The 20,576-nt window shown below is 71.9% G+C and carries 17 protein-coding genes; 4 read left to right on the forward strand and 13 right to left on the reverse strand.

Annotated features, from left to right (window positions below; all coding sequences use genetic code 11):
* Position 1 precedes the first annotated feature (1 nt).
* The 4 genes from ACSHV8_RS36825 to ACSHV8_RS36840 are packed head-to-tail and all read right to left on the reverse strand — an operon-like array spanning position 2 to position 3,232.
* Complete coding sequence (locus ACSHV8_RS36825) at positions 2–346, reverse strand: PAAR domain-containing protein (RefSeq protein WP_436523554.1); 345 nt, start codon at positions 344–346, stop codon at positions 2–4.
* Between the two features lie 10 nt (positions 347–356).
* Positions 357–2,105 carry a VgrG-related protein gene (locus ACSHV8_RS36830; RefSeq protein ID WP_436523556.1) on the reverse strand — a complete coding sequence of 583 codons (1,749 nt, stop codon included), beginning with the start codon at positions 2,103–2,105 and terminating at the stop codon, positions 357–359.
* Positions 2,106–2,108: 3 nt separating this feature from the next.
* Positions 2,109–2,804 carry a CIS tube protein gene (locus ACSHV8_RS36835; RefSeq protein ID WP_436523558.1) on the reverse strand — a complete coding sequence of 232 codons (696 nt, stop codon included), beginning with the start codon at positions 2,802–2,804 and terminating at the stop codon, positions 2,109–2,111.
* The gene (locus ACSHV8_RS36840) at positions 2,804–3,232 is read right to left on the reverse strand and encodes a phage tail protein (protein WP_436523560.1); all 429 of its coding nucleotides are present in this window, start codon (positions 3,230–3,232) and stop codon (positions 2,804–2,806) included. The genes ACSHV8_RS36835 and ACSHV8_RS36840 overlap by 1 nt, the downstream gene beginning before the upstream one ends.
* Before the next feature lie 187 nt (positions 3,233–3,419).
* On the opposite strand from ACSHV8_RS36840, the gene ACSHV8_RS36845 reads away from it, so the two are divergent.
* The gene (locus ACSHV8_RS36845) at positions 3,420–3,725 is read left to right on the forward strand and encodes a hypothetical protein (RefSeq protein WP_436523564.1); all 306 of its coding nucleotides are present in this window, start codon (positions 3,420–3,422) and stop codon (positions 3,723–3,725) included.
* A gap of 2,998 nt (positions 3,726–6,723) precedes the next feature.
* Here the strand turns inward: ACSHV8_RS36845 and ACSHV8_RS36850 are convergent.
* Genes ACSHV8_RS36850 through ACSHV8_RS36865 form a run of 4 tightly spaced genes read right to left on the reverse strand, consistent with a single transcriptional unit; the run spans position 6,724 to position 9,307 of the window.
* Entirely contained in the window at positions 6,724–6,882 is a 159-nt protein-coding gene (locus tag ACSHV8_RS36850; RefSeq protein WP_436523566.1) for a DUF6760 family protein, read from the reverse strand.
* The gene (locus tag ACSHV8_RS36855; protein WP_436523568.1) at positions 6,879–7,310 is read right to left on the reverse strand and encodes a hypothetical protein; all 432 of its coding nucleotides are present in this window, start codon (positions 7,308–7,310) and stop codon (positions 6,879–6,881) included. Before ACSHV8_RS36855 ends, ACSHV8_RS36850 begins: the two co-directional genes overlap by 4 nt.
* Positions 7,307–7,747, reverse strand: coding sequence for a phage tail protein (locus ACSHV8_RS36860; RefSeq protein ID WP_364487506.1), 441 nt, complete (start codon positions 7,745–7,747; stop codon positions 7,307–7,309). The genes ACSHV8_RS36855 and ACSHV8_RS36860 overlap by 4 nt, the downstream gene beginning before the upstream one ends.
* Positions 7,748–7,762: 15 nt before the next feature.
* Positions 7,763–9,307, reverse strand: coding sequence for a phage tail sheath family protein (locus ACSHV8_RS36865; RefSeq protein WP_436523570.1), 1,545 nt, complete (start codon positions 9,305–9,307; stop codon positions 7,763–7,765).
* Positions 9,308–9,546: 239 nt separating this feature from the next.
* Between ACSHV8_RS36865 and ACSHV8_RS36870 the strand changes: the two genes are divergently transcribed.
* The gene (locus ACSHV8_RS36870; protein WP_436523572.1) at positions 9,547–10,713 is read left to right on the forward strand and encodes a hypothetical protein; all 1,167 of its coding nucleotides are present in this window, start codon (positions 9,547–9,549) and stop codon (positions 10,711–10,713) included.
* A 24-nt stretch (positions 10,714–10,737) separates the two neighbouring features.
* Here the strand turns inward: ACSHV8_RS36870 and ACSHV8_RS36875 are convergent, their stop codons facing one another.
* Positions 10,738–11,589 (reverse strand): helix-turn-helix transcriptional regulator, encoded by an 852-nt coding sequence (locus ACSHV8_RS36875; protein ID WP_436523574.1) that lies wholly within the window; start codon positions 11,587–11,589, stop codon positions 10,738–10,740.
* Positions 11,590–11,706: 117 nt separating this feature from the next.
* Here ACSHV8_RS36875 and ACSHV8_RS36880 point away from each other — a divergent pair, with 117 nt between their 5' ends.
* Positions 11,707–12,654, forward strand: coding sequence for an SDR family oxidoreductase (locus ACSHV8_RS36880; RefSeq protein ID WP_436523576.1), 948 nt, complete (start codon positions 11,707–11,709; stop codon positions 12,652–12,654).
* Here the strand turns inward: ACSHV8_RS36880 and ACSHV8_RS36885 are convergent.
* The 4 genes from ACSHV8_RS36885 to ACSHV8_RS36900 all read right to left on the reverse strand — a co-directional run bounded on the left by ACSHV8_RS36885 (position 12,647) and on the right by ACSHV8_RS36900 (position 19,081).
* A complete protein-coding gene (locus tag ACSHV8_RS36885; protein WP_436523578.1) occupies positions 12,647–14,689 on the reverse strand; it encodes an ATP-binding protein in 2,043 nt (680 codons plus the stop codon). The two genes, ACSHV8_RS36880 and ACSHV8_RS36885, sit on opposite strands and share 8 nt — an antisense overlap.
* Positions 14,686–15,396, reverse strand: a complete 711-nt coding sequence (locus ACSHV8_RS36890) for a DUF4255 domain-containing protein (protein WP_436523580.1) — start codon at positions 15,394–15,396, stop codon at positions 14,686–14,688. The genes ACSHV8_RS36885 and ACSHV8_RS36890 overlap by 4 nt, the downstream gene beginning before the upstream one ends.
* Positions 15,393–18,377: a hypothetical protein gene (locus ACSHV8_RS36895; RefSeq protein ID WP_436523582.1), complete on the reverse strand. Its 2,985-nt coding sequence runs from the start codon at positions 18,375–18,377 to the stop codon at positions 15,393–15,395. Before ACSHV8_RS36895 ends, ACSHV8_RS36890 begins: the two co-directional genes overlap by 4 nt.
* Before the next feature lie 83 nt (positions 18,378–18,460).
* On the reverse strand, positions 18,461–19,081 hold the full coding sequence (locus ACSHV8_RS36900) for a response regulator transcription factor (protein ID WP_436523584.1): 621 nt from the start codon (positions 19,079–19,081) through the stop codon (positions 18,461–18,463).
* A 183-nt stretch (positions 19,082–19,264) separates the two neighbouring features.
* On the opposite strand from ACSHV8_RS36900, the gene ACSHV8_RS36905 reads away from it, so the two are divergent.
* Positions 19,265–20,554: a COG1470 family protein gene (locus ACSHV8_RS36905; protein ID WP_436523586.1), complete on the forward strand. Its 1,290-nt coding sequence runs from the start codon at positions 19,265–19,267 to the stop codon at positions 20,552–20,554.
* The last annotated feature ends 22 nt before the right edge of the window (positions 20,555–20,576 follow it).

Consider the following 20,576-nt stretch of genomic DNA (forward strand, 5'->3'; position numbering starts at 1 on the left):
GTCACCCTCCGATCAGGACGTTCGGGGCGCCGGCGACGATCCGGGCGTTGCACACCAGCTGGTCGAACTGGCGGGCCGCCGGGAAGCCGCCGATCAGCACCTGGCCGCCGATCCGGGGCGGCGTCGGCGGCCGGACGACGTTGGTCACCAGCAGCTCGTAGTGCGGCGTGCAGACGCCGGCGCTGCCGACCACGGCGGCCGGCTTGCCGCCGATCAGCACGGTCGGCACGCCGGCCAGCGGGGGCGGGCCGGGCATGCCGAGGACACCGGTGGGCGGGCCGGGCACCATCGGGGCGGCCAGGTCGCTGATCGGATCGCCGAGCCGGGCGGCGGGAAAGTGCGGCATGAGCGGCTCCTCAGTTCAGCTTCACGATGGGCGCGTGGATGTCGGCCTCGATGGCGCCGGCCACCTCGACGCGCCGGCCCTTGAGGGTCAGGTCGCCGCGCCCGGCGTCGAGGGTGATGCCGTTGCCCCGTACCTCGATGGCGCCTGTCGCATCGATCTCTATCTTTCCGTCGGCGTGCACCACGATCTTCTTGTTGCCCCGGTCCAGGAAGACGACCAGCTTGTCCTTGGCCGTGGCCAGCCGGATCCCCTTCGGGTTGAGCCGCGAGTCGAGCAGCTCCACGCGGTCGCCGGCCCGGGTCGCGAACGAGCGCCGGTTCACCTTGCCGGTCGTGCCGTCGATCAGGTCCGACTGGTGCGGCGAGGGGCTGTCCTTGCCGTTGTACAAACCGCCGATGACGTACGGCCGGTCCAGCAATCCCTGTTCGAAACCGACCAGGACCTCGTCGTTGATGTCGGGGCTGAAGACTCCTCCCCCGCCGACGCCGCCGAGCTGCACCGTCCGTACCCAATCGGTCTGGTATTCGGTGTCGTCGGTCAGCCAGGGAAAACGCAGCCGGACCCAACCCTGGTTCCGATCCTTGGCCGTGGCCTTGGTGTCCGTGACGATGCCGATCGCCATCCCCGGCACGCGGACCGGGCGCGCGGGCGCGGCCGAGCCCCCGGCCAGGCCGAACACCGACCGGTCCTGGCGTCCGCTGACCGTCACCCAGGTCTCGTAGACCGAGCCGGGCGCGAAGACGTGCCGGCTCGACGTGATCGTGTACTTGCCGTCGAACTCGGTGCCGATCTTCTTCAGCGTCATCGGCACGCCGGCGCGCAGCTCGGGCCGGCCGCGCACGCCCACCTCGACCTCGGCCAGCGCCGCGGTCACGTCGGCGGCCACGGCCCGGGCCACCACCCGGGTCTCGGCCTCGGTCTCGTAGGGCACGTCGGTCACGTTCAACCCGGCGCCGCCGCTGCCGAACGGCTGGATCGCCTTGCGCGGCGTGGTCTTGATGTCCAGCTCGGTGCTGTCGGTGACCGGCAACTCCGTCTTGATCGACTTCTTGCGGGCCGGATCCCAGCCGCGCACGGTCACGGTCGGGATCTGCCCGACCGAGGTGACCGTGGAGCGCACCGCCAGCACGTTGTTGCCGGCCTCGATCACTTTCGGACTCTGGTCGGCGGTCAGTCCGGTGCCGGGCGCCGACGAGGCGCGCTCACTGGTCCGGAAGTAGAACTTGCCGTCGATCACCGCGACCTCGGCCTCGTTGTCGACCGCGAGCATCTTGAGGAACTCCCAGTCGCTCACGTTCGGCTGGGTGATCATCTCGTACGAGCGGGTGAACGAGTCGATCTTGCCGATCGGCAGGCCGGCCGCGGCGGCCAGGCGCTGGGCGATCACCGACGGCGTCTGCTTGACGAAACTGCGCACCCGCTGGCCGCGCATCAGCCGGTGCGACAGGTCGAGCGCGCGGATCACCGAGAACGTGCCGTGCCCGTCATGCTGGGACTCCAGGGTCACGACCTCACCCTTGAAGAGCATCACCGATGCCGTACGGCCGCGGCGGACCCGCACCGTCACCCGGGTCCCGATCGCGACACTGTTCTCCGAGTAGAAGACGCCGTGCTCGTCCCGGAACCGCAGCTCGGCCACGGCGGCCAGATTGCTGCTGTCCTCGACGGTGGCCGAAACCAGTCGCCGCTCCCACTTGCGCGGCAGCTGACCGGGCAGGCCCAGCTGAAGATTGTTGACGTGATCGGTGCCGGCGCCCACCCGTCAGCCCTCCACCGACGGCAGCAGCAGCTGCTGCCCCGGGCGCAGGCGCACCGGGTCGTCCAGGTCGTTGGCCTCGGCGATCACACGCCAGATGGTCGGATCGCCGTACTCCCGGTAGGCCAGCATCTCCAGCGTGTCCCCGGCCACCAGCCGGTGCACCCGCTGCGCGGTCAGCGCCCCCGACGTCGGGTTCTGGCCCGGGGTCGAGCCGCTGATCTCGGTCAGGGTCAGCGTGCAGGTGGCCCGTAACGGCGTACCGTCGGGATCGAAAAGCTTGTAATTGGCGTCGATCTGGCTGACGTACGAATAGAACGAAACCGTCTGGAACTGCCCCCACGTGAACTTGACCCAGGGCGGTGACGGCGCTTTCGCCGCGATACTCGCCTTGGTCGGAACGCAGCAGGTCAAAAGCTTCTCCACGCGTTCCTGGACCGATCGATCGTGCGTGTCGGTGGCATCCAGGAAAATCGAGAGATTGAGCGTACGAGGGCCGGAACCGCTGAACTCGGCCACACCGACGTCCTCGGCCGCGCGCGCCACGTGCGGAATCCAGTTGGCCGACTTCGACAACGCCAGCTCGTTCGGATTGAACATGAACGTGATCGGTCCGCCCAGCGGCCCACCGGGCTGATCCCCACCGGCCGGCGGAGGCTGGAACAACTGGAGGCCGGCGGCCACCTTCCCGGTCCGCGCCATCAGCCGCTCACCTCGGTGAAACCGTGATAGGCCAACTCGATGCTCTCCGAGGCGACCTCGGAACGAGACGGGTCGAAGCTCGGACCCGACCAGCGCACCAGCACGACATCGGCCAGTCCCCAATGGACCAGCAACGACCGGTCCGGCTTGAGCGCGGCAATCTCGGCCGAACCGCGGCGGACACGTTGCGGCAGCTTGGAGAGGTAGGAGAAGACCTTGGCGGTGTCGGCGGTCAGCGGGCGGGTCAGGGTCACATTCGTGTAGACCAGACGCGACGGCAGCTGCCAGACGAAATCGTTGTTGCCGCCCTCCTGGTGTTCCTCCAGCTCGACCTGGATGCCCAGGCCGTCACAGGTGTTCCACTCGCCGAGGTCGATGCTGTCGATGCGCAGGCGGAAGTGGACGCTGGTACCCGGATCGCCGCTCATCTCGCCCCTGTTCCGTGCGGCTGCGGCCGCTTCGTCTTTTGCCTGGTCTCGGCGCGTTCGCCAACCCTTGGCCCGGCTTTCGCTCCGGGCTTTGCCGCGGTCCTTGCCTCGGCCTTTACTCCGGCTTTTGCCTTGGCCTTTGCCTTGGCCTTTGCCTTGGCTTTTGCCTTGGCTTTTGCCTGGTCTTTTGGCGCGGTCGCTGCTTTCGCTGTCATCGCCAGCCGTCCCGCAACCGGGCGGAACGCTCGCGGCTGGTGCGCATCTCGGCCCGGAGCAGACGCTGGACCGGATCGGTCAAGCGGTGCGCCAACTCGTCGAGGTGCTCGCGCTGCAGGAGCCGGACCAGCTTCGTCAGCTGCTTGTCGTCGAAGCGACTGAGGATCGCGTCGACATGCCTTGGCTCAAGGCGTTTGAGCAGGGCATCCAGATCCGGGGCGGGAATAGCGGCCGGGGCGGCGGGCCGAGCTTTGGCGGGCGTCGACGGCGCGGATGAACGCTGGGCCGGAGGGGCTTTGGGGGCCGCCTTCGGTGCCGGCTGCGGAGCGGGAGCCCGCTGAACGACCGGCGGCGGAGCGTCCTGTTGGCTGATCACAAACGGTCGCTCGACCGAATGTGATTGCCGCAGCGTCGTGGCGCCGCGGCTGTGGTCCGGGTGGCCGGTTCGCTGCGGCTGCAATCCCTGATTCGGTACGCCGTGAGCAGCGCCATCCGCTCTTCCCGGCGCCGGTGGGAGCGGTCCGATCGGGTGGGCGGCGCGCTGGATCAGGTTGCCGCGCGCTGCCCCGATGCGAGCCTCGGGGGCGGCGGGGTGCGGGCGGGCGCTCGGGTCGACAGCGCGTGGCCGGAAGCTTTGGTCGGCTGCACGCGCACCGGCAGCTGGATTCGCGGTGCGTGGGCCGGGTGCCGGGTTGGCCGTGCGCGGGACGGCCGGCCGGATCGAGACCGCTTGTCGGGCTGACGTCGGCAGGTCCTGGTCGGCCGGCGGGGAGCCTCGTCGTGGCGAGAGTTGGACCACCGGTCGCTGCGAGAACGCGCTCGTCGGCTGGGCGGCGTTGTCAGTGGCCCGTGCGTGCGCCGTATCCGCAGGGCCGGGGGTCGAGGCCGGGGCCATCGGCAGATTCGGTGCCGCGATTGGCTGGTCGGTGGGGACAACCGGACGAGGGTTCGGTGACGTCTTAGGGGCGAAGGAGGGTGCGCGCTGCAGAGGGGTCCGGTTTCCGCCACCGTCGGCGCGGGCGGCAGGTGGCGCGGGCGACATCGACGAAGGAGGGGTGGCGAGTGGGGCACCGAGCCCGGCCCGGCGGGAGTTGCCGGGATCCGATGTCGGGGTCGGTCGGACGGCCGGATTCCCAGGCTTGTCGTTCGACGCTGAATCGCCGCTGGGTGCCGCGCTTGCGGGAGCCAAGGGGGTGCCCGGGCGTGCTGGGGCGGAAGGGCTTCCCGGGACGGGAGCGGAATGACCTGCGGGCCGGCTCGCTGGGGGTGGCGAGTCGGCTGATCGGGTTCGGAACAGTTCGGCTGAGGAGGTTGCTGCCTCTGCGCCGGGCAGCGGATCACGCTGAATCGGGCGGGCAGTCACCACCGGCGGCGGGCCCGGGGGCGTACCCGTTCCATCCGGCGATCCCGCCGAAGCCGAACCGGTCTCGGCGGGCACCGAGCCGGCCGAGCCCGTCCCGGACGACGCCGAGCCGGGAGAACCCGCCCCGGACGACACCGAGCCCGGAGAACTGGCCACGGACGACGCCGGGCCGCGCGAACCGGCGGCAGGCGATCCGGAGCTGCGGGAACCGGGTGCGGGCGATGCTGGGCCGGTGCCGGAAATGGCTGGGCGGGAGACGCCTGGTGATCCGGGAGTGGTGCGGGGATCCGGGGATCGCTGGGCTACTACGGGCGGGGTGGGACCGGATCGGGGTGATTGCGGCCAGCCGGTGGCGCCAGCTGGGCGGGTCGACTCCGCCGGGCCGAAACGGGCCGTGGCCGGGACTCCGCCGTCCATCGGTTCGCCGAGGCCGAGGGGTCGGGACTTACCGGCGAGAGGGGTCTCGGAGGAACGCTGCACCGGCAGCCGAGGCTTCTCGACCGCTCGCTCCGCCGCAGGCAAACGTTCAGCCCGGCGTTGCGCCGCGGGCGAGCCCTGCCCTGCACGCGGGTGATCAGACGCGCGTTGTACCGCGGCCGAACCCTCGGTTGGACCTTGCGCCGCAAGCGGAGGTGCCGGCGCGCGTTGCACCGCGGGCGAGCCCTCAGCGGAGCCGCGAGCCGCGAGCGGATGCTGAGGCGTGCGTTGTACCGCGGGCGAGCCTTCGGGCGAACCCGGTGCCGCGAGCGGACGCTCGGTGGGCGAGCCTTCAGCCGATGCGCGAGCCGCGGGCGGGTACTCACGCGTGCGTTGCGCCGGGGCCGTGCTGTCAGGCACGGGACGAGCCTCGGGGGCAGGCCGAGCCTCGGGGGCAGGCCGAGCCTCAGGGGTGGGACGGACTTCGGGGGTGGGGTGGGGTCTCGCCGGGCGAGCGTCGTCTGTCCGAGTTGGATTGTCGGCCGGTGGGCGCTGGGCCGGGCCAGGGGAATCGATGTCGCCGGAAGTCGTGCTCGGCTCGGGCTGGCGGGCTACCGGGAGGGTGGGCGACGTGGTCCGCGGCGGGCGGGGCCGGACGGGCAGGCGTCGCGCCGGCTCGACCGGGTGGCCCGATACCAGCGAACGGGTCCGTGCTGGGGCCCGCGCCGGCACCACGGGACGCTGTGAGCTGCTGGAAGGCGCCTTCGCGGGGGACGACGCCGTGCCACCCGAGTGCGCTGGGCCGCTCGACGACGACGAGATCCCGCTTGCCGAAGCCGTGGTCGAGGTCCCGCTTGCCGAAGCCCTGGTCGAGGTCCCGCTTGCCGAAGCCCTGGTCGAGGTCCCGCTTGCCGAAGCCCTGGTCGAGGTCCCGCTTGCCGAAGCCCTGGTCGAGGTCCCGGAGCCAGCCGGCCGGGAGCCGGGAGCCGGGGATCCGGTGGCCTCGGGCTGGGTTTCCGAAGTCGCGTTCGTCGCGAGCGGGGCGGCCGCGCGGTTCACCACCGGAGCGGCGCGCGAGGAGCGGTTCGCCGTCGGAGCCCCGATCGAAGAACCATTCGCTGTGGGAGCGGCCGAAGGACGATTCGCGGCGGGGGTGGCGGCCGGCGGGCGGCTTGGCGGGGTGGGGGTGGCTGACGGGGCGGGGCGGGGGCTTCCGGTGGGGCGGAGCAGGTCGCGGATGACGCCGGGTGGGGCTGTGGCGTCGCGGGACGGGGCTATGGCCGTACCGAAGGAAGGGTTTTGCTGGGTTGTCAGGGCGGCGGTGAAGCGGGCACCGTCGCTGAGCAGGGAGACTCCGCCGGAGGAGGTCGGGCGTAGCGCGGGCAGCGAGGTCCAGCCCGGGTCGGCGTTGTCCGCGACCGCCGCCGGGTCCGGCGGTGGGGCGGGCGTGGTCTGCGGCCCGCGCCGCCGCAGCCTGTCCCAAACCGCCATGGTGTTACCGAACCTCGTTCATCCTGGTGTTGATGCGCGCTATTTCCTCGACGTGGCGGGACCGCTCGGCGTGGGTGAGTCCGAGGATCTCGGTCCGCGGCCAGTGGAAGTGGTAGGCGACGTACGCGACCTCCTCGTGGAGCCGGTCGGTCCCGTACGTCACGATTCCCCCAGGCGGCTGCCGGCCAGGTCGACGTCGAACGACGTGTCGCAGTTCGGGCAGGTGACCTCGGCCAAGGTGTGACCCTCGGCGTTGATCCGCCGGTACAGGTCCTGCAAGAACGCCAGGTCGGAGGCGAACAGGCGCTCGATCGTCTCGGTGCGGATCGTGGTGATCGTGCCGAGGCGGGTCACCACGAGGCTGAGCAGGACCACCGACAGGTAGGCCGGGTTCTGCTTGACCCGCACGTCGATGAGCGGCGCCAGTTCGTCCCGCGCGGTGGCCAGGCGCATCGAGCCGTCCCGATGCACCTGGCCGTCCTCGTCGACGTACCCCCGCGGCAGTTGAAAGGTGAATTCGGTCTGCAACCGCGGAGGCGGCGGCGCGGCCGGAACCACCACGGGGTCGAGTTCCGCGCTGCGCCGTCTCATGACGTGCTGATGTCCTCGTAGACCACGGTGACCTTCTCGGTGGCGGCGGTGGAGTCGCCGGCCTTGAGGCTCGGGCCTTCCCACTTGTTGACCCACGCGTTGGTCAGCTCGAAACGCCGGCCTTCCTGGCGCTGCGAGTCGTTGATGATGATGCTGATGTGCTTCCGGGCGTCGTCGACGGCGCCGTTCAGGAACGTCTTCTTGATCCACTCGGTGAACGCGCTGCTCTTGTCGAGGCCGCGGGTGATGGTGCACTCGCCGCCCTTGCGCGCGCCCGGGATCTTGCGGATGACCAGCTCGCCGGTCGGGGTCACCTGCTGGACCTCGATGGCGTCGAGCTCGAAGGTCAGCCCGCTGACCTCCTGCACGTACTCGACCTGGATTCCACCGAGCTCCACGGAGAAGCTGTGGACAATGAGGGTGTCGCCACCGGCCATTTTCGCTGCCTACCTTTACTCGTTGACCAGGCTGGTGCTGTCGGAGAACTGCGAGAGCCGGAAGATCACGAACTCGGCCGGCTTGACCGGGCAGATGCCGATCTCGCACACGACCTGGCCGCGGTCGATGACCTCGGGCGGGTTCGTCTCGCTGTCGCACTTGACGTAGAACGACTCGGCCGCGGTCGCCCCGAACAGCGCGCCGCGACGCCACTCCTCGGTCAGGAACGCGTTGATGTTGCGGCGGATGGTGCCCCAGAGCCGCTGGTCGTTCGGCTCGAAGACGATCCACTGGGTGCCCAGCAGGATCGACTCCTCGATGTAGTTGAAGAGCCGGCGCACGTTGATGTAGCGCCAGGCCGGGTCGGACGAGAGGGTGCGGGCGCCCCAGACGCGTACGCCGCGGCCCGGGAACGTCCGGATGCAGTTCACGCCGATCGGGTTGAGCAGGTCCTGCTCGCCCTTGGTGATGTTGTTCTGCAGGTCGACGACGCCGCGCAGCACCTCGTTGGCGGGCGCCTTGTGCACGCCGCGCTCGTTGTCGCTGCGCGACCAGAGTCCGGCGACGAGGCCGCTCGGCGGCATCATCACGTTGCGGCCACCGGCCGGGTCGAAGACCTTGACCCAGGGGTAGTAGAGGGCGGCGAACTTCGAGTCGTAGCCCGCGGTCTCCTGCCGCCACACGCGCACCTGCTGGGCGCTGAGGCCGGGCGGGGTGTCCAGGATGGCCAGCCGGTCGCCCATCTGCTCGCAGTGCGAGATCAGGGCGAGCTGCGCGGCCTTGACCTCTTCGAGGCTGAGCGACCCCTGCTGGTACGCGGCCATCAGGTCGGGCGCGACGACCATGGTGACCTCGTCGATCGCCTCCAGGCCGCCCAGTCCGGACCGGGTGTCGAGGTCGCCGGCGAACTCGTCGACCGAGACGGTGGCCGGGACCACGTCGGCGCCGGGCGCCGGGGCCGGCAGGGTGACCGTCTGGTTCGCGGGGCGGGCCAGCGCGTTGGCCGCGGCCGCCTCCTCCAGCGTGATCAGCTTGGAGTGCTCGCGGACCTGGGTGACCACGTTGTTGTCGCCGCGGCGGCGGAACGAGCCCTGGAACACCTCGGCCTGCTGGCCGTTCTGGTGCACGATCAGCCGGAACTGGTCGTCGCCGGTGCTCTCACCCTCGGGGTCGGCGATCTCGACGGTGACCTCGCCACCGCCGGGGAGCGCGGCCGCCCGGAACGTGCCGACCGGGGCCGGCGTGCCCGCGGGCAGCGACTTCTGGCCGTTGCTGGACGCCGTGGAGCCGGTGGCCGGGGCGCCGACCCGCACGACGTAGGCGACGCCGCCGCCGTTCGCGAAGTAGCCGTACACCGAGTTCGCCAGGTAGGTGCCCTCGATCATGCCGCCGAAGACCTGGACGTACTGGCTCCAGTTGGTGACCAGCGTCGGCGTGTGGAAGGGACCCTTCTCGGCGAATCCCACGAACGCCGTCACGGCGGTGCCGACACCCTCGATGGGGCGCGAACCGCTCGGCGCCTCCTCCACGTAGACGCCGGGAGACAGGTACGTCGGCATGCGGAACCCCTTCAAACCCGTGATGGTGGACCCTGCCAGCCTCGCCGGGAGATCGGGTCACGCCTAGGTCCATCGGGACGTCGCGGAGGGCAGAAACGGTGCCCGAGCGCTTACCCGTCCGGGGCCGTGCGACCGTGTTGACTGGCGGGATGCACCACGGACGAACCGCGCCCACGCAGGAGCCCCGGCCGAGTCTCGGGGCGGTTCGGAGTCCGAACAGGACACATCTTGCACCGGACGTGGCCCGGGCGCATCTTCTGCAGCGCACGATCGGCAACGCGGCCGCCGGCGAGCTGCTGCGACGTGATGCCGCGCCGATCCAGCGGGTCACCGCCGTGACGCCCCAGGGGTATTCCGCGGGCCGTCATCCGGCGCGCCCCCAGGCCTCCCAGCTCACCAAGCTGGAGTTCGTGGACTACATGCACTGGGCCGTCAAGGACGACTATGCGCTGGCCACATCGTTCGCGCCGGATCCGCGCCCGCTCAAGGCCCGGTTCCGGGCGATCGCCCAGGGGCTGGCCCCGTTGAACGACACCGACCAGGTCGGCGCGGTCGCCGACGAGCTCGACGCCCTGCTCACCGCGATGCAGCCGGTGCTGGAGGACATGCCGAACCGCGATCACCGGTACAGCGTGGAGCCGCAGAACGGTTACGAGCACACCCGCTCGCGGGCCGGCACGACCTGGGCCAACGACGACGACATGTGGGGCCAGGCCGGTCCGCCCCTGGTGGCGGCCGGTCTCCGGACCTCGGTCGGGGCCGCCGCCCGGTCCAATTCGGAGCCGGCGGTGAAGCAGCTCCCGTGGGCGACCGCGACCGCGATGCTGCCCCGGCCGCTGCTCAACCTGCTCTTCGACGTGCGCTACCAGTTGGAGAGCGGCACGGTCGTCGACGAGCGCACCCAGAACGAGAAGGACCGGCGGGTCAAGAGCCCGACCGCGCCCGGCACGCTGCGCAGCTGGCACCAGGACGATCAGGGGAAACTTCCCGGCACCGGCGTCACGCCGGGCGACCGCGCGCACATCCGGAACCAGGTCCCGGCCGATGCGCGGGCTCTGCACGACGACTACACGGTGAACTCGCAGAGCGGCGCCGGTTCGTCGATCGTCAACCCGGCCGACGGCCCGCGCGGCCTGGCCGAGTACACCGGTACCGGCTCGAACGGCGAGCACAACACCAAGGTGGTGCTCGACTACGTCAACAAGCGGGTCTACCTGACGCTCACCCACTATCAGTACTGGGCGTTGTACTCGCCGGCGAGCGGGCCGGCCCAGTTCCTGCCGCTCGGGACGCAGACCATGTCGGCCGCCCAGGGCAAGATCGCCGACCGGGTCCGCGACGGTGGCGAGACCGTGACGGCCGCCCAGTTCACCCTGATGAGCCCGTGGGTCCAGATCCTGATGTGAGCCCGGTGAGCCCGCCGGCCAAGATCATGACGTGAGCCCGGTGAGCCCGGCCGCGCCGATGACCTCCAGCAGCCGCAGCTTGTCGTAGCTCTCACTCCCCGGCACGGCCGTGAAGACGTGCAGGTAGTGCGACTCCCCCGGGTCGATCAGCGTCTGACAGTTCAGCTCCAGCCGCCCGAGCTCGGGGTGGATGAACCGTTTGACGTCGTCCGGCCGGATACCCACCTCGTGCGCGTCCCACAGCGCCCGGAACTCGTCGCTGGCCGCGAGCAGGCCGCCGGCCAGCCGCGCCGCCCGGGAGTCGGGTCCGCGCAGGGTGACGATCTCCCGCGCGCCCGAGGCGAACATCCTGGACAGGAACGTGTGGTCCTCGGGCGCGTACAGCGCGCGGGTGGCCGGGTCGGTGAACCAGCGGTGGACGATGCTGCGGGCCGGCCCGGTGAACCGGGTCGTGTCGCCGGTGAGCGCGACGCCGAGCGCGTTCTGCCGCAGCGTCTCGCCCAGCTCGCTGACGATCTCGGCCGGGGTGTCGACCAGGCGGTCGAGCACCCGGAGCATCCCCGGGCTGATGTGCTCGACGGCCGTGCCCGGCGTGGGCGGGCGGTGCCCGGCCAGCCGGAACAGGTGGTCACGCTCGATGCGCGAGAGGTGCAGCCCCTGCGCGATCGAGGCGATCATCTGTTCGGACGGGTGCGGCCCGCGTTCCCGTTCCAGCCGCGCGTAGTAGTCGGCCGACATGTGGCACAGCGCGGCCACCTCCTCGCGCCGCAGCCCGCCGGTACGGCGTCGCGGCCCGCGCGGCAGGCCCACGTCCTCGGGTTGCAGTGCCTCACGGCGGCGCCGGAGGAATTCGGCCAGTCCGGTCCGGTCGATCACTACTCGTTTCTACCGCTCGCGGCCGGGCGTAGCCACGGATCGACAGACCGTGGCTAACGGCGCGCCCCGGCGCCCATCCTGAAATGGCATCAGTTCCGACGTTCTCAGGAGCAGCTCATGCCACGTACCCGGCCCGACCTGACCATCGGCGATCTCTCCGGACGGCGGGCGGTCGTGACCGGCGCCAGCGACGGCCTCGGCCTGAGCATCGCCGGACGGCTGGCCGCGGCCGGCGCGGAGGTGATCATGCCGGTCCGCAACGCGGTCAAGGGCGAGGCGGCGATCGCCACGATCCGGCAGCGGACGCCGGGCGCGCAGGTGTCGGTGCGCCCGCTCGACCTGTCGTCGCTCGACTCTGTCACCGCGCTGGGCAGGATCCTGCGCGACGAGGGCCGGCCGGTCCACCTGCTGATCAACAATGCCGGCGTGATGACCCCGCCGAGCCGGCAGACCACCGCGGACGGGTTCGAGCTGCAGTGGGGCACGAATCACCTGGGCCACTTCGCGCTGGTCGCGCATCTGCTCCCGCTGCTCGTGGCCGGCCACGCGCGGGTGGTCTCGCAGATCAGCGTGGCGGCCGATCAGGGCGCGATCAACTGGGACGACCTCAACGGGGAGAAGTCGTACAGCGGCATGAAGGCCTACAGCCAGTCGAAGATCGCCTTCGGGTTGTTCGGCCTGGAGCTGAGCCGCCGGAGCCGGGCCGCCGGCTGGGGGATCACCAGCTACCTGTCCCATCCCGGGGTCGCCCCGACGAATCTGCTGGGCGCCCGCCCGGAGCTCGGCCGGGACCGGCAGACCGTGGGCCGCCGGGTCATCGTGGCGCTGTCGCGGCGCGGGATCCTGCTCGGCACCCCGGACAGCGCGGCGCTGCCGGCCCTGTACGCGGCGACGTCTCCGGACGCGCGGGACGCCGGCTTCTACGGCCCGAGCGGCCCCGGGCACCTCGGCGGCCCGCCCGCGGAGCAGAAGTTGTACTCCCGCCTGCGCGACGAGCAGGAGGCGGCCCGGGTCTGGGCGGTGTCCGAGAAGCTGACGAACGTGGCGTTCGCCGGCATCAGCTGATCGGGAGCAGGCGGCCCAGTTTGCGGTACTCGCGTTCGGCCGCCGCCACCAGCTGCGCCATGGTCACCGGGCCACCGGCCGCCGCCGCGAGATAACCGGCGGTGACCGCGCAGGCCCGGATCGCGCCGCCGGACAGCTCGTAGAGCCGCGCGCAGCGGTCCAGGTCCACGTCGTCGGCGCGGGGCAGGTCGGTGCCGAGGCAGTGGTCCCACAGCGAGCGCCGCAGCGCCTGGTCGGGCACCGGGAAGTCGACGATCACGTCGAGCCGGCGGATGAACGCCTCGTCCAGGTTGGCCCGCAGGTTCGTGGTCAGGATGGCCACGCCGTCGAACGACTCCATCCGCTGCAGCAGGTACGCGCTCTCCATGTTCGCGTAGCGGTCGTGCGCGTCGCTCACCTCGGAGCGCTTGCCGAAGATCGCGTCGGCCTCGTCGAAGAGCAGCACGCCGTTGACCCCGGCGGCCTCGGTGAAGATGCGTTCCAGGTTCTTCTCGGTCTGGCCGACGTACTTGTCGACGACCGTGGAGAGGTCGACGACGTACAGGTCGAGGCCGAGGTCGGCGGCGATCACCTCGGCCGACATGGTCTTGCCGGTGCCCGAGTCGCCGGCGAACAGCGCGGTCACGCCGCGTCCCCGGCCGCCGCCGGGCCGCAACCGCCAGCCGCCCAGCACCTGCTCGCGGTGGCGTACCCGGGCGGCCAGGTCGCGCAGCTGCCGCCCGGCCTCGTCGGGCACCACGAGGTCGTCGAAGGTGACCGCCGGTTCCACCCGGCGGGCGAGTTGTTCCAGGCCGGCGGCGTTCTGGCTGCGTACTCCGGCGCGGATGTGCCCGGCGCCGACGCGCTTCGCGCCGTCGATCAGGGCCAGGTGGGTGGCGACGGTCGCGGCCCGGCGGGCCTGCGCCGCATTCAGCGTGTACGGCGACAGCTCCCGCACCACGTCCACATCGTCCTCGACCGGCGCGCCCAGCGCCGCGCGCCACAGCTCGGCCCGTTCGGGTCCCACTCGCGGCGCGGTGACCAGCACCGGTGCCTGTTCGGCCCAGAGCGGGTCCCACCGGGACCGCCCGGTCAGCACCACCGGGGCCGCCGCGTCGAGCAGTCCGCGCAGTGCGCCCACCCGTTCCGGGTCGACCGGCCCGGCGACCAGTCCTGCCCCGGCGAGCCGGGCTTCGCGGACCGCGGCCGCGATGATCTCGGCCGGTGCCGGGTCGGTGGCCACCGCGTCCAGGTCCAGGCGCAGGGCCGGTCGGCCGGCCTGGGTGAGGGCGACCACGGCCAGGTCGTCGGCGGTGCTGTCGTGCACGTAGCTCAGCCGGTGCCCGGCCCGGATCGCGGCGGCCAGCCCGGCCGCCCCGGCCGGTTCCCAGCCCGGATCGGTGGCCGGGTGCAGGATGCGGGCCAGGCGCGGGTCGGGCCGGTCGTCGCCGAGCAGATGTCCGAGCAGCCGGTCCGGTACGCGCAGCGTGCGGGTCAGGAACGGCCGGTCGGTGTCCTCGACGAGCAGCAGGCCGCCGTCGACCAGCGGGCATCCGGCGGTCAGCCGGGCCCGGGCCGCGCCCAGGACGGGCGGGACGCCGCACAGCTCGATGGCCAGCCCGACGGTGGCCCGGGGGCGGGTGACGTCGTCGTTGAGGTAGCCGTAGAGCTTCTCGTACCGGCGGTCGAGGTCGGGCAGCATGGCCACCAGCAGGATCTCGGCGTCCAGCGGAAGCAGGTCGAACTCGCGGACCAGGTGACGCAGCGGCACCGGCCGGCCGGCCCGCTCGGCCCGGTCGGCGATCTCCTCGGCCGCGGCCAGGGCCTCCTGGTCGACCAGGTCGGGCAGCGGGCCGGCGGCCGGGTCCTCGATGAGCCGCCGGGCCGCGGCGTCCGAGATGTGCAGGCCGCGCAGCGGGTCGCCGGGATCCGGGTCGGTCTCCTGCCGGACCTCGACCGCGTGCCGCACCCGCTGCTCGACGAGCGAGAGCCGAATCCCGAGGTGTTCCGCGCCGGTCAGCTCGTCCTCGTCAAGGGACGGCATGGTGCTGGTCACCGCGGCCCGATCGGCCGGCCGCCGCGACGCCGGCGTTCGCCGGGAAGATCACGTTCCCGGGGTACGCCCATCCGCCGCACCTGATCGTCGGCGTCGAGTTCCGGCTGGTTGAGCCGCCGTGACTCGCTCGTCCCGACATCCGCGTCCCGCGTCGTCAGCCGCAGCCCGTCGGTCACCGCCGCGGCCGCCCGCACCCGGCTGCCGGCCAGCGGCACGAGCACCACCAGGTCGAGCGACGGTTTCAGGTTGCCGCCGAGCGCGGTCCAGATGTCGGCCAGGCCGCGGTCGCGCATCGGCGGCACGGCGATGGTCAGCGACACCGGCAGGGCCATGTCGGCCAGCGTGCCGGTCAGCCGCTCGGGCGGTACGGCATCGTGCCGGACCAGCCCGCCGAGCAGCACGGACAGGATCCGGTGCTCGTCCTGGGGGCGGCTGGTCCAGGCCGTGACCAGGTAGGACAGTGAGAACCAGCGCGGCGCGTCATGCTCGGCCACGATCGCGCCACCGTCGTCGTACTCGGCCGCCGACCCCTGCTGCCGCAGGGACATGTCCTCCTGGATGTCGTAGAGGAACAGGTTCACCGTCGGGGCGGTCCGCCGGGCCGTCCACTCCTTGGTCGGCGCGTCGAACGCGACCTGGATGTCCATGCCCGGCAGCGTGTCCTCGGTCAGCAGCGAGAGCAGCGCGGCGTCGACCTCGTCGATCATTTGCGCAGCACCAGTCCGGGTGGCTGCTGCGCCGGCAGTACGACCTGGAAGTCGGTGGTCACCTTGGCGAAACCGGAGCCGGTGGCGATCACCTTCCGGGCGCCGAGCTCGTCCTTCCAGAGCACCAGCAGCTGCGCGTCGAAGCCGCCCTTGGCGTCGGGCACGGCCGGGTTGGCCGCGACGGTCACGCCGGTGTCCCAGGCGAGCCGGACCGGCACGCCGGGCGGGAAGTCGAAGCCCCGGATGATCGTGACGAATCCGGGCGGGCCGATCTCCGGGTTGGCCACGATGCGGGGCTGCAGTACGCGCAGCGGGGCCGACACGGTCTTCGCGACCAGGGTGTCAGCGCTGATCACACCCCGTACCGTCGCAGTGATCTTCTTGGGTGGAACGAGGACGAAGGTCAGCACGCTTGCGGTCCCCGGGTTCAGGTCACCGACCCGGCAGACGGTCGCGTCGCAGGCCGCGGGGCGGGTGACGACCGGGATGCCGGTCGGCAGTTGCGGCTGGACGGTGACGCCGGTCGCGGTGCTGCCGCCGATGTTGCGCACGGTGTAGACGACCGTGGTCCGGTGCCCGACCCAGGTCGGAGTCGGCGTGATCACGACGCTGACCTGCAGCAGCGGCGGCGCCGGGGCGGGCGGTACGGGCGGCGCCGAATCGCTCGCCGACGGGACGGGCGGAGCCGTGGCCGTCAGGTCCACCTCGGCGGTGTTGTCGACCGGCGCGGCGTCGGCCAGCCAGCCGCCGGCCGTCCAGCTCAGCGCCCCCTCGGCCGCGGTCGTGGCGGTGACCGTGACCCGGACGCCGACGGTCACGCCGATGCCGGGCGAGCCGAGTTCGCAGGTCAGCCTGGTCACGTCGCAGGTGCCGGTGTCGGCTTCGAGCTTGGTCACCTGGAAGCCGGTCGGTACGTCGAAGTCGACGTGCACGCCGTGCGCGGTCACCGGCCCCTTGTCGGTCACCGACAGCGAGACGGTGGTGGTCTCGCCGGTGCTGATCGTGTCCGGCTTGTCGACCACGGCGGTGGTGACGTCGCTCGCGGCCTGCCAGGCGGGCCAGCGCTGCCGGCCCGGGATCTCCCAGGTCAGGCCGTCGCGGACGCCGCTGGCCAGGTCGTACGTCTTGACGTAGTCGGGCTGGGTCGCCGGGGCGAACCGGCGGGCCGCGTGGGCCAGGGTCAGCCCGTCGGGCGACCAGACGACCTCGCGCGGGTGGTGCGGCCCGGTGTCGGGCGCGGTCAGCGCGCCACCGCAGGCGTTGCCGATCGGCACCAGCACCCGGCAGTTCCCGCCGGCCAGGTCGGTGACGAGCATGCCGTCCGGCGCGCGGCCGAACGCGATCTGGTTGCCGTCCGGCGAGAAGCCGGCACCGTAGTCGGCCCGCCCGCTGCCGCCCGAGGCCAGGGTGATGTCGGTCTGGAGGCCGGTGCCGTCGGCCGCGCCGATCCACAGGTGGCTGTTCGCCCCCGCGCCCTCGGTCTGCCCGCGGTCGAAGACCAGTGTGGTGCTGTCCGGTGACCAAGCCGGCTGGGTCTCGCCGACCGCGTCGCCGGTGGACGGGACGGAGGCGACCGACTCGCCGGTCTCGGCCTTGACCACGAGGATCTTGGCCGGGGCGCCGGGGGTCCGCAGCACGTACGCGATCCGCGTGCCGTCCGGCGACCAGACCGCCTCGGTCTCCGAACCGTTCGCGGTCCGGCCGGGCAGGTCGAGCCGCTTGCCGTTGGTGCCGTCGGCGAAGTAGACCCAGAGCCGGGCCACCCGGACGGTCCCCTCGGTCTCGAACCGGCTGATCAGGATGCGCTGCCCGTCCGGCGAGTACGACGGCCGGGCCGTCCACGGGTCCCCGTTGGCCGGGTTCCACAGCAGGTCGGGGTTGGTGCCGGCGCCCGGGTCCTCGCGGAGCACGGTCACGCCGAGGTCGCGCGGGTCGACGGCGTCCGGCCGCACGTCGGAGAGGTCAGCCGTGTACTGGTCGGCCGCGGTGGTCCGGGTGATCAGCAGGCGCTGGCCGTTGCCGTCCGGGTTGTACCAGCTGGGTGTGCCGATCGAGCGGTCCTCGCCGTACTGCAGCGCCGCGATGCACGGGCAGCCGTCGTCGCGCGGCTCGCCGCTGTAGAGCAGGTCGTGGTCGCCGAGCGCGCCGGCCGGCTGGGTGCTGCGGCTGAGGAAGGCGACGGTGACGCCGTCCGGGGACCAGGCCGGCTGGTGGCTCTCCCAGGCGGCGTTGAGCATCAGCCGGTCGTTGGTGCCGTCGAGCGAGCTGATGTGCACCTTGCGGTCGGTCGTACTGGCCGGCGCGGCGGTCCAGGCGATCAGGCCGCGACCGGCGTCCGGGTTCCAGGACGGCTCGCCGGCGCCGCCGGGCAGCGCGGTCACGAACCGGGGAGCACCGCCGGCCACCGCGATGCACCACACCTGCGGGACGTCCGAGCCGATCTTGCCCTCGAAGGCCAGCTCGGTGCCGTCCGGCGACCAGGACGGCCAGTAGTTGTCGCCGGTCCCGTCGGTGACCCGCTGCGGGGTGCCGCCGGAGACGCCGACGACCCAGAGGTCACGGGCGCTGCCCTGGGCGTCCCGGGTCATCGCGTAGGCGACCTTGGTGCCGTCCGGCGAGACCACCGGGTGGCTGGCCACCTGGGCGGTGTCGTTCGTGAGCTGCACCGCGGCGCCGTTGCCGACCTTCACCCAGACCTGCGCCAGGCGGGACGTGCGACGGCTGACGAAGGCCACCGTGGCGCCGCGGGCCGAGGCCTCGTCGTCGTAGTGCTGGATGCCGGTGGAGAAGAGCGGAGGGGTCGTGGTGGTTCCGGAGACGACGCCGATCGACCGGTGGGCGGTGCCCACGTAGGCCACCCGTAGTTCGTCGGCGGTCAGGGGCGGGTCACCGGGCGCGGCGCCCGCGACCACCGCCCAGACGGCGGGCACCGCGACGAGCGCGGCCAGGGCAAGGGCCGTGAACGCCCGAGACTTCAGCACGTTGTCATCCTGGGTAATGGGCCCCGGCGCCCGCACCGGACGCCGGGGCAACGAGGAGGGCAGAATCGGTGCCCTCACAAAGTTCAGATCAGGTCGTGTCGCAGCGCGTAGGCCACGGCGTGGGCCCGGTTGCGCAACTGGAGCCGGGTGGTCAGCTCGTGCAGCACGTTCTTCACGGTCCGCTCCGAATAGGACAGTTTGGAGGCGATCTCGCGCGTCTCCAGACCGTCGGCGACCAGGCGCAACACGTCCACCTCGCGGGTGGTCAGGCCGCGCAGGGTCAGGCCGCGCGGGTGCAGCACCTCGCGCTGCAGGCGGCCCATCTGCTCCAGCAGCCGGCCGAGCAGGTCACCCGGGACGCTGCCCTCACCCTTGGCCGCGGCCAGCAGCACCTGGATCAGGCGGCCGGACGGCACCTCGCCGCGGCGCACGACGCCGACGACGCCGCACTCGACGGCCCGGGACAGCTGCGCGTCGTCCAGATCGGAGGCCACCAGCACCAGGCGGCTCGTGCCCCGGCGAAGGTCACGCAGGGTGGCGAAGATTTCTTCACCGACCGCGTCGGCGACGACCACGGTGACCACGGCGGAGGCCCGCTCGGACTCGCCGACGACCCGGATCTCCGGGCGCCCGCCCAGGTGGCTGTTCATCCCGAGCAACGTGATCGGATCAGTGGCCTGGACAAACACCGGCACCCGCTGCATGATTGCTGCCCCCTTCGCCGACCAAAGCAGGGGCATTCTGGACCGGCCCGCTTAGCAAGCACTTAGCAGGCACTTAACGGGCGATGTGCCGCCGAACACACAGACCGGACGGGCACCAGGTCTGCCCGCGGCGATTCCCGGACGGCCCTGTCCTGGCGCTTGTCGATCCCTACGCTCAGCGACATGCGTGCATCCGCGAATCTGGGGAGCGACACCGTCTCGGTGATCCCCGGCTCCACCGTGACGGTCCCGGTGACCGTCCGCAACTCGGGCGACACCGTGGAGGCCTATCGGATCGAGGTCCTCGGCGAGCCCGCCGAATGGGCTGTGGCCGAGCCCGCGGAGATCACCCTCTATCCCGCCGGCAGCGAGACCGTGACGGTCACCTTCGCGCCGCCGCGGTCCCCGCGTGTCGCGGCCGGCGAGCGCCCGTTCGGCGTGCGTGTCGTGCCGTCGGAGCACCCGGACGCGACGGTCGTGCAGGAGGGCGTGCTCACCGTCGAGCCGTTCCAGGAGGTCACCGCCCAGCTCCAGCCCGGCTCGCAGTCCGGCCGGCGGCAGGGCCGCTACCGGATCGACACCGACAACCACGGCAACGTCGCCGAGGAACTGGCCTTCGCCGCCGCCGACGGGACCGACCAGGTCACGTTCGCGCTGCGGCCGGCCGCCCTGGTCGCCGGCAACGGCACCCGGGCCGAGACCCGCCTGACCGTGAAGGCGCGCCGCTGGCTCTGGTGGGGCCCGTCCCGGGAGTACCCGTTCACCGCCGAGGTGCAACCGACCGGCGGCCGGGTCCTGGCCATGGAGGGCGTCTTCGTCCAGAAGCCGATCATCTCGGCCGGGCTGCTCAAGCTCCTGGCCGCGCTGCTCGCGCTGCTGCTGGCGCTGCTCGCCCTCTGGTTCGGGCTGGTCCGGCCGGCGGTGAAGTCGGCCGCGAAGGAGGCCGTCGACCAGAACACCGCGCAGCAGCGGGCCGCCCAGGAGGCCGAGTTCGCCACGACGCCACCGGACCCGACGCCGACCCCGACCGCCACGGCCGGAGCCGGCTCCGGGAACCAGGGCGCGCAGGGCGGCGGCCAGCCGAGCGGTGGCGCCGGGGCAGCCGGGAACGGTCAGGGCGAGCAGTTCTCCGCGGCGATCACCTTCCGGACCAACAAGGCCGGCTCGGCCGAGCGCAGCTACACCGTCCCGGCCAAGCAGACGTTCCTGCTCACCGACTTCCTGGTCGACAACGTGCAGGGTGACGAGGGGACGCTGCGGGTGACCGCGAACGGCGTGCCGGTGGTCACCTACGCACTGGAGAACTTCCGCAACCAGGACTACCACTCGGTCACCCCGATCCGGGTGCCGGCCGGCGCGAAGGTGAGCATGCAGGTCACCTGCCGCACCCCGGGCACTCCGGCCAACGCGACCGCGGCCACCCAGTGCCGCGAATCGCTCTACCTCAACGGCATCATGCAGAAGACCAAATAAGACCCTTTCAAAAGAGAGGACC

Source organism: Actinoplanes sp. HUAS TT8, from assembly GCF_051380535.1.
In the GTDB taxonomy this organism is placed as follows: Bacteria; Actinomycetota; Actinomycetes; order Mycobacteriales; family Micromonosporaceae; genus Actinoplanes.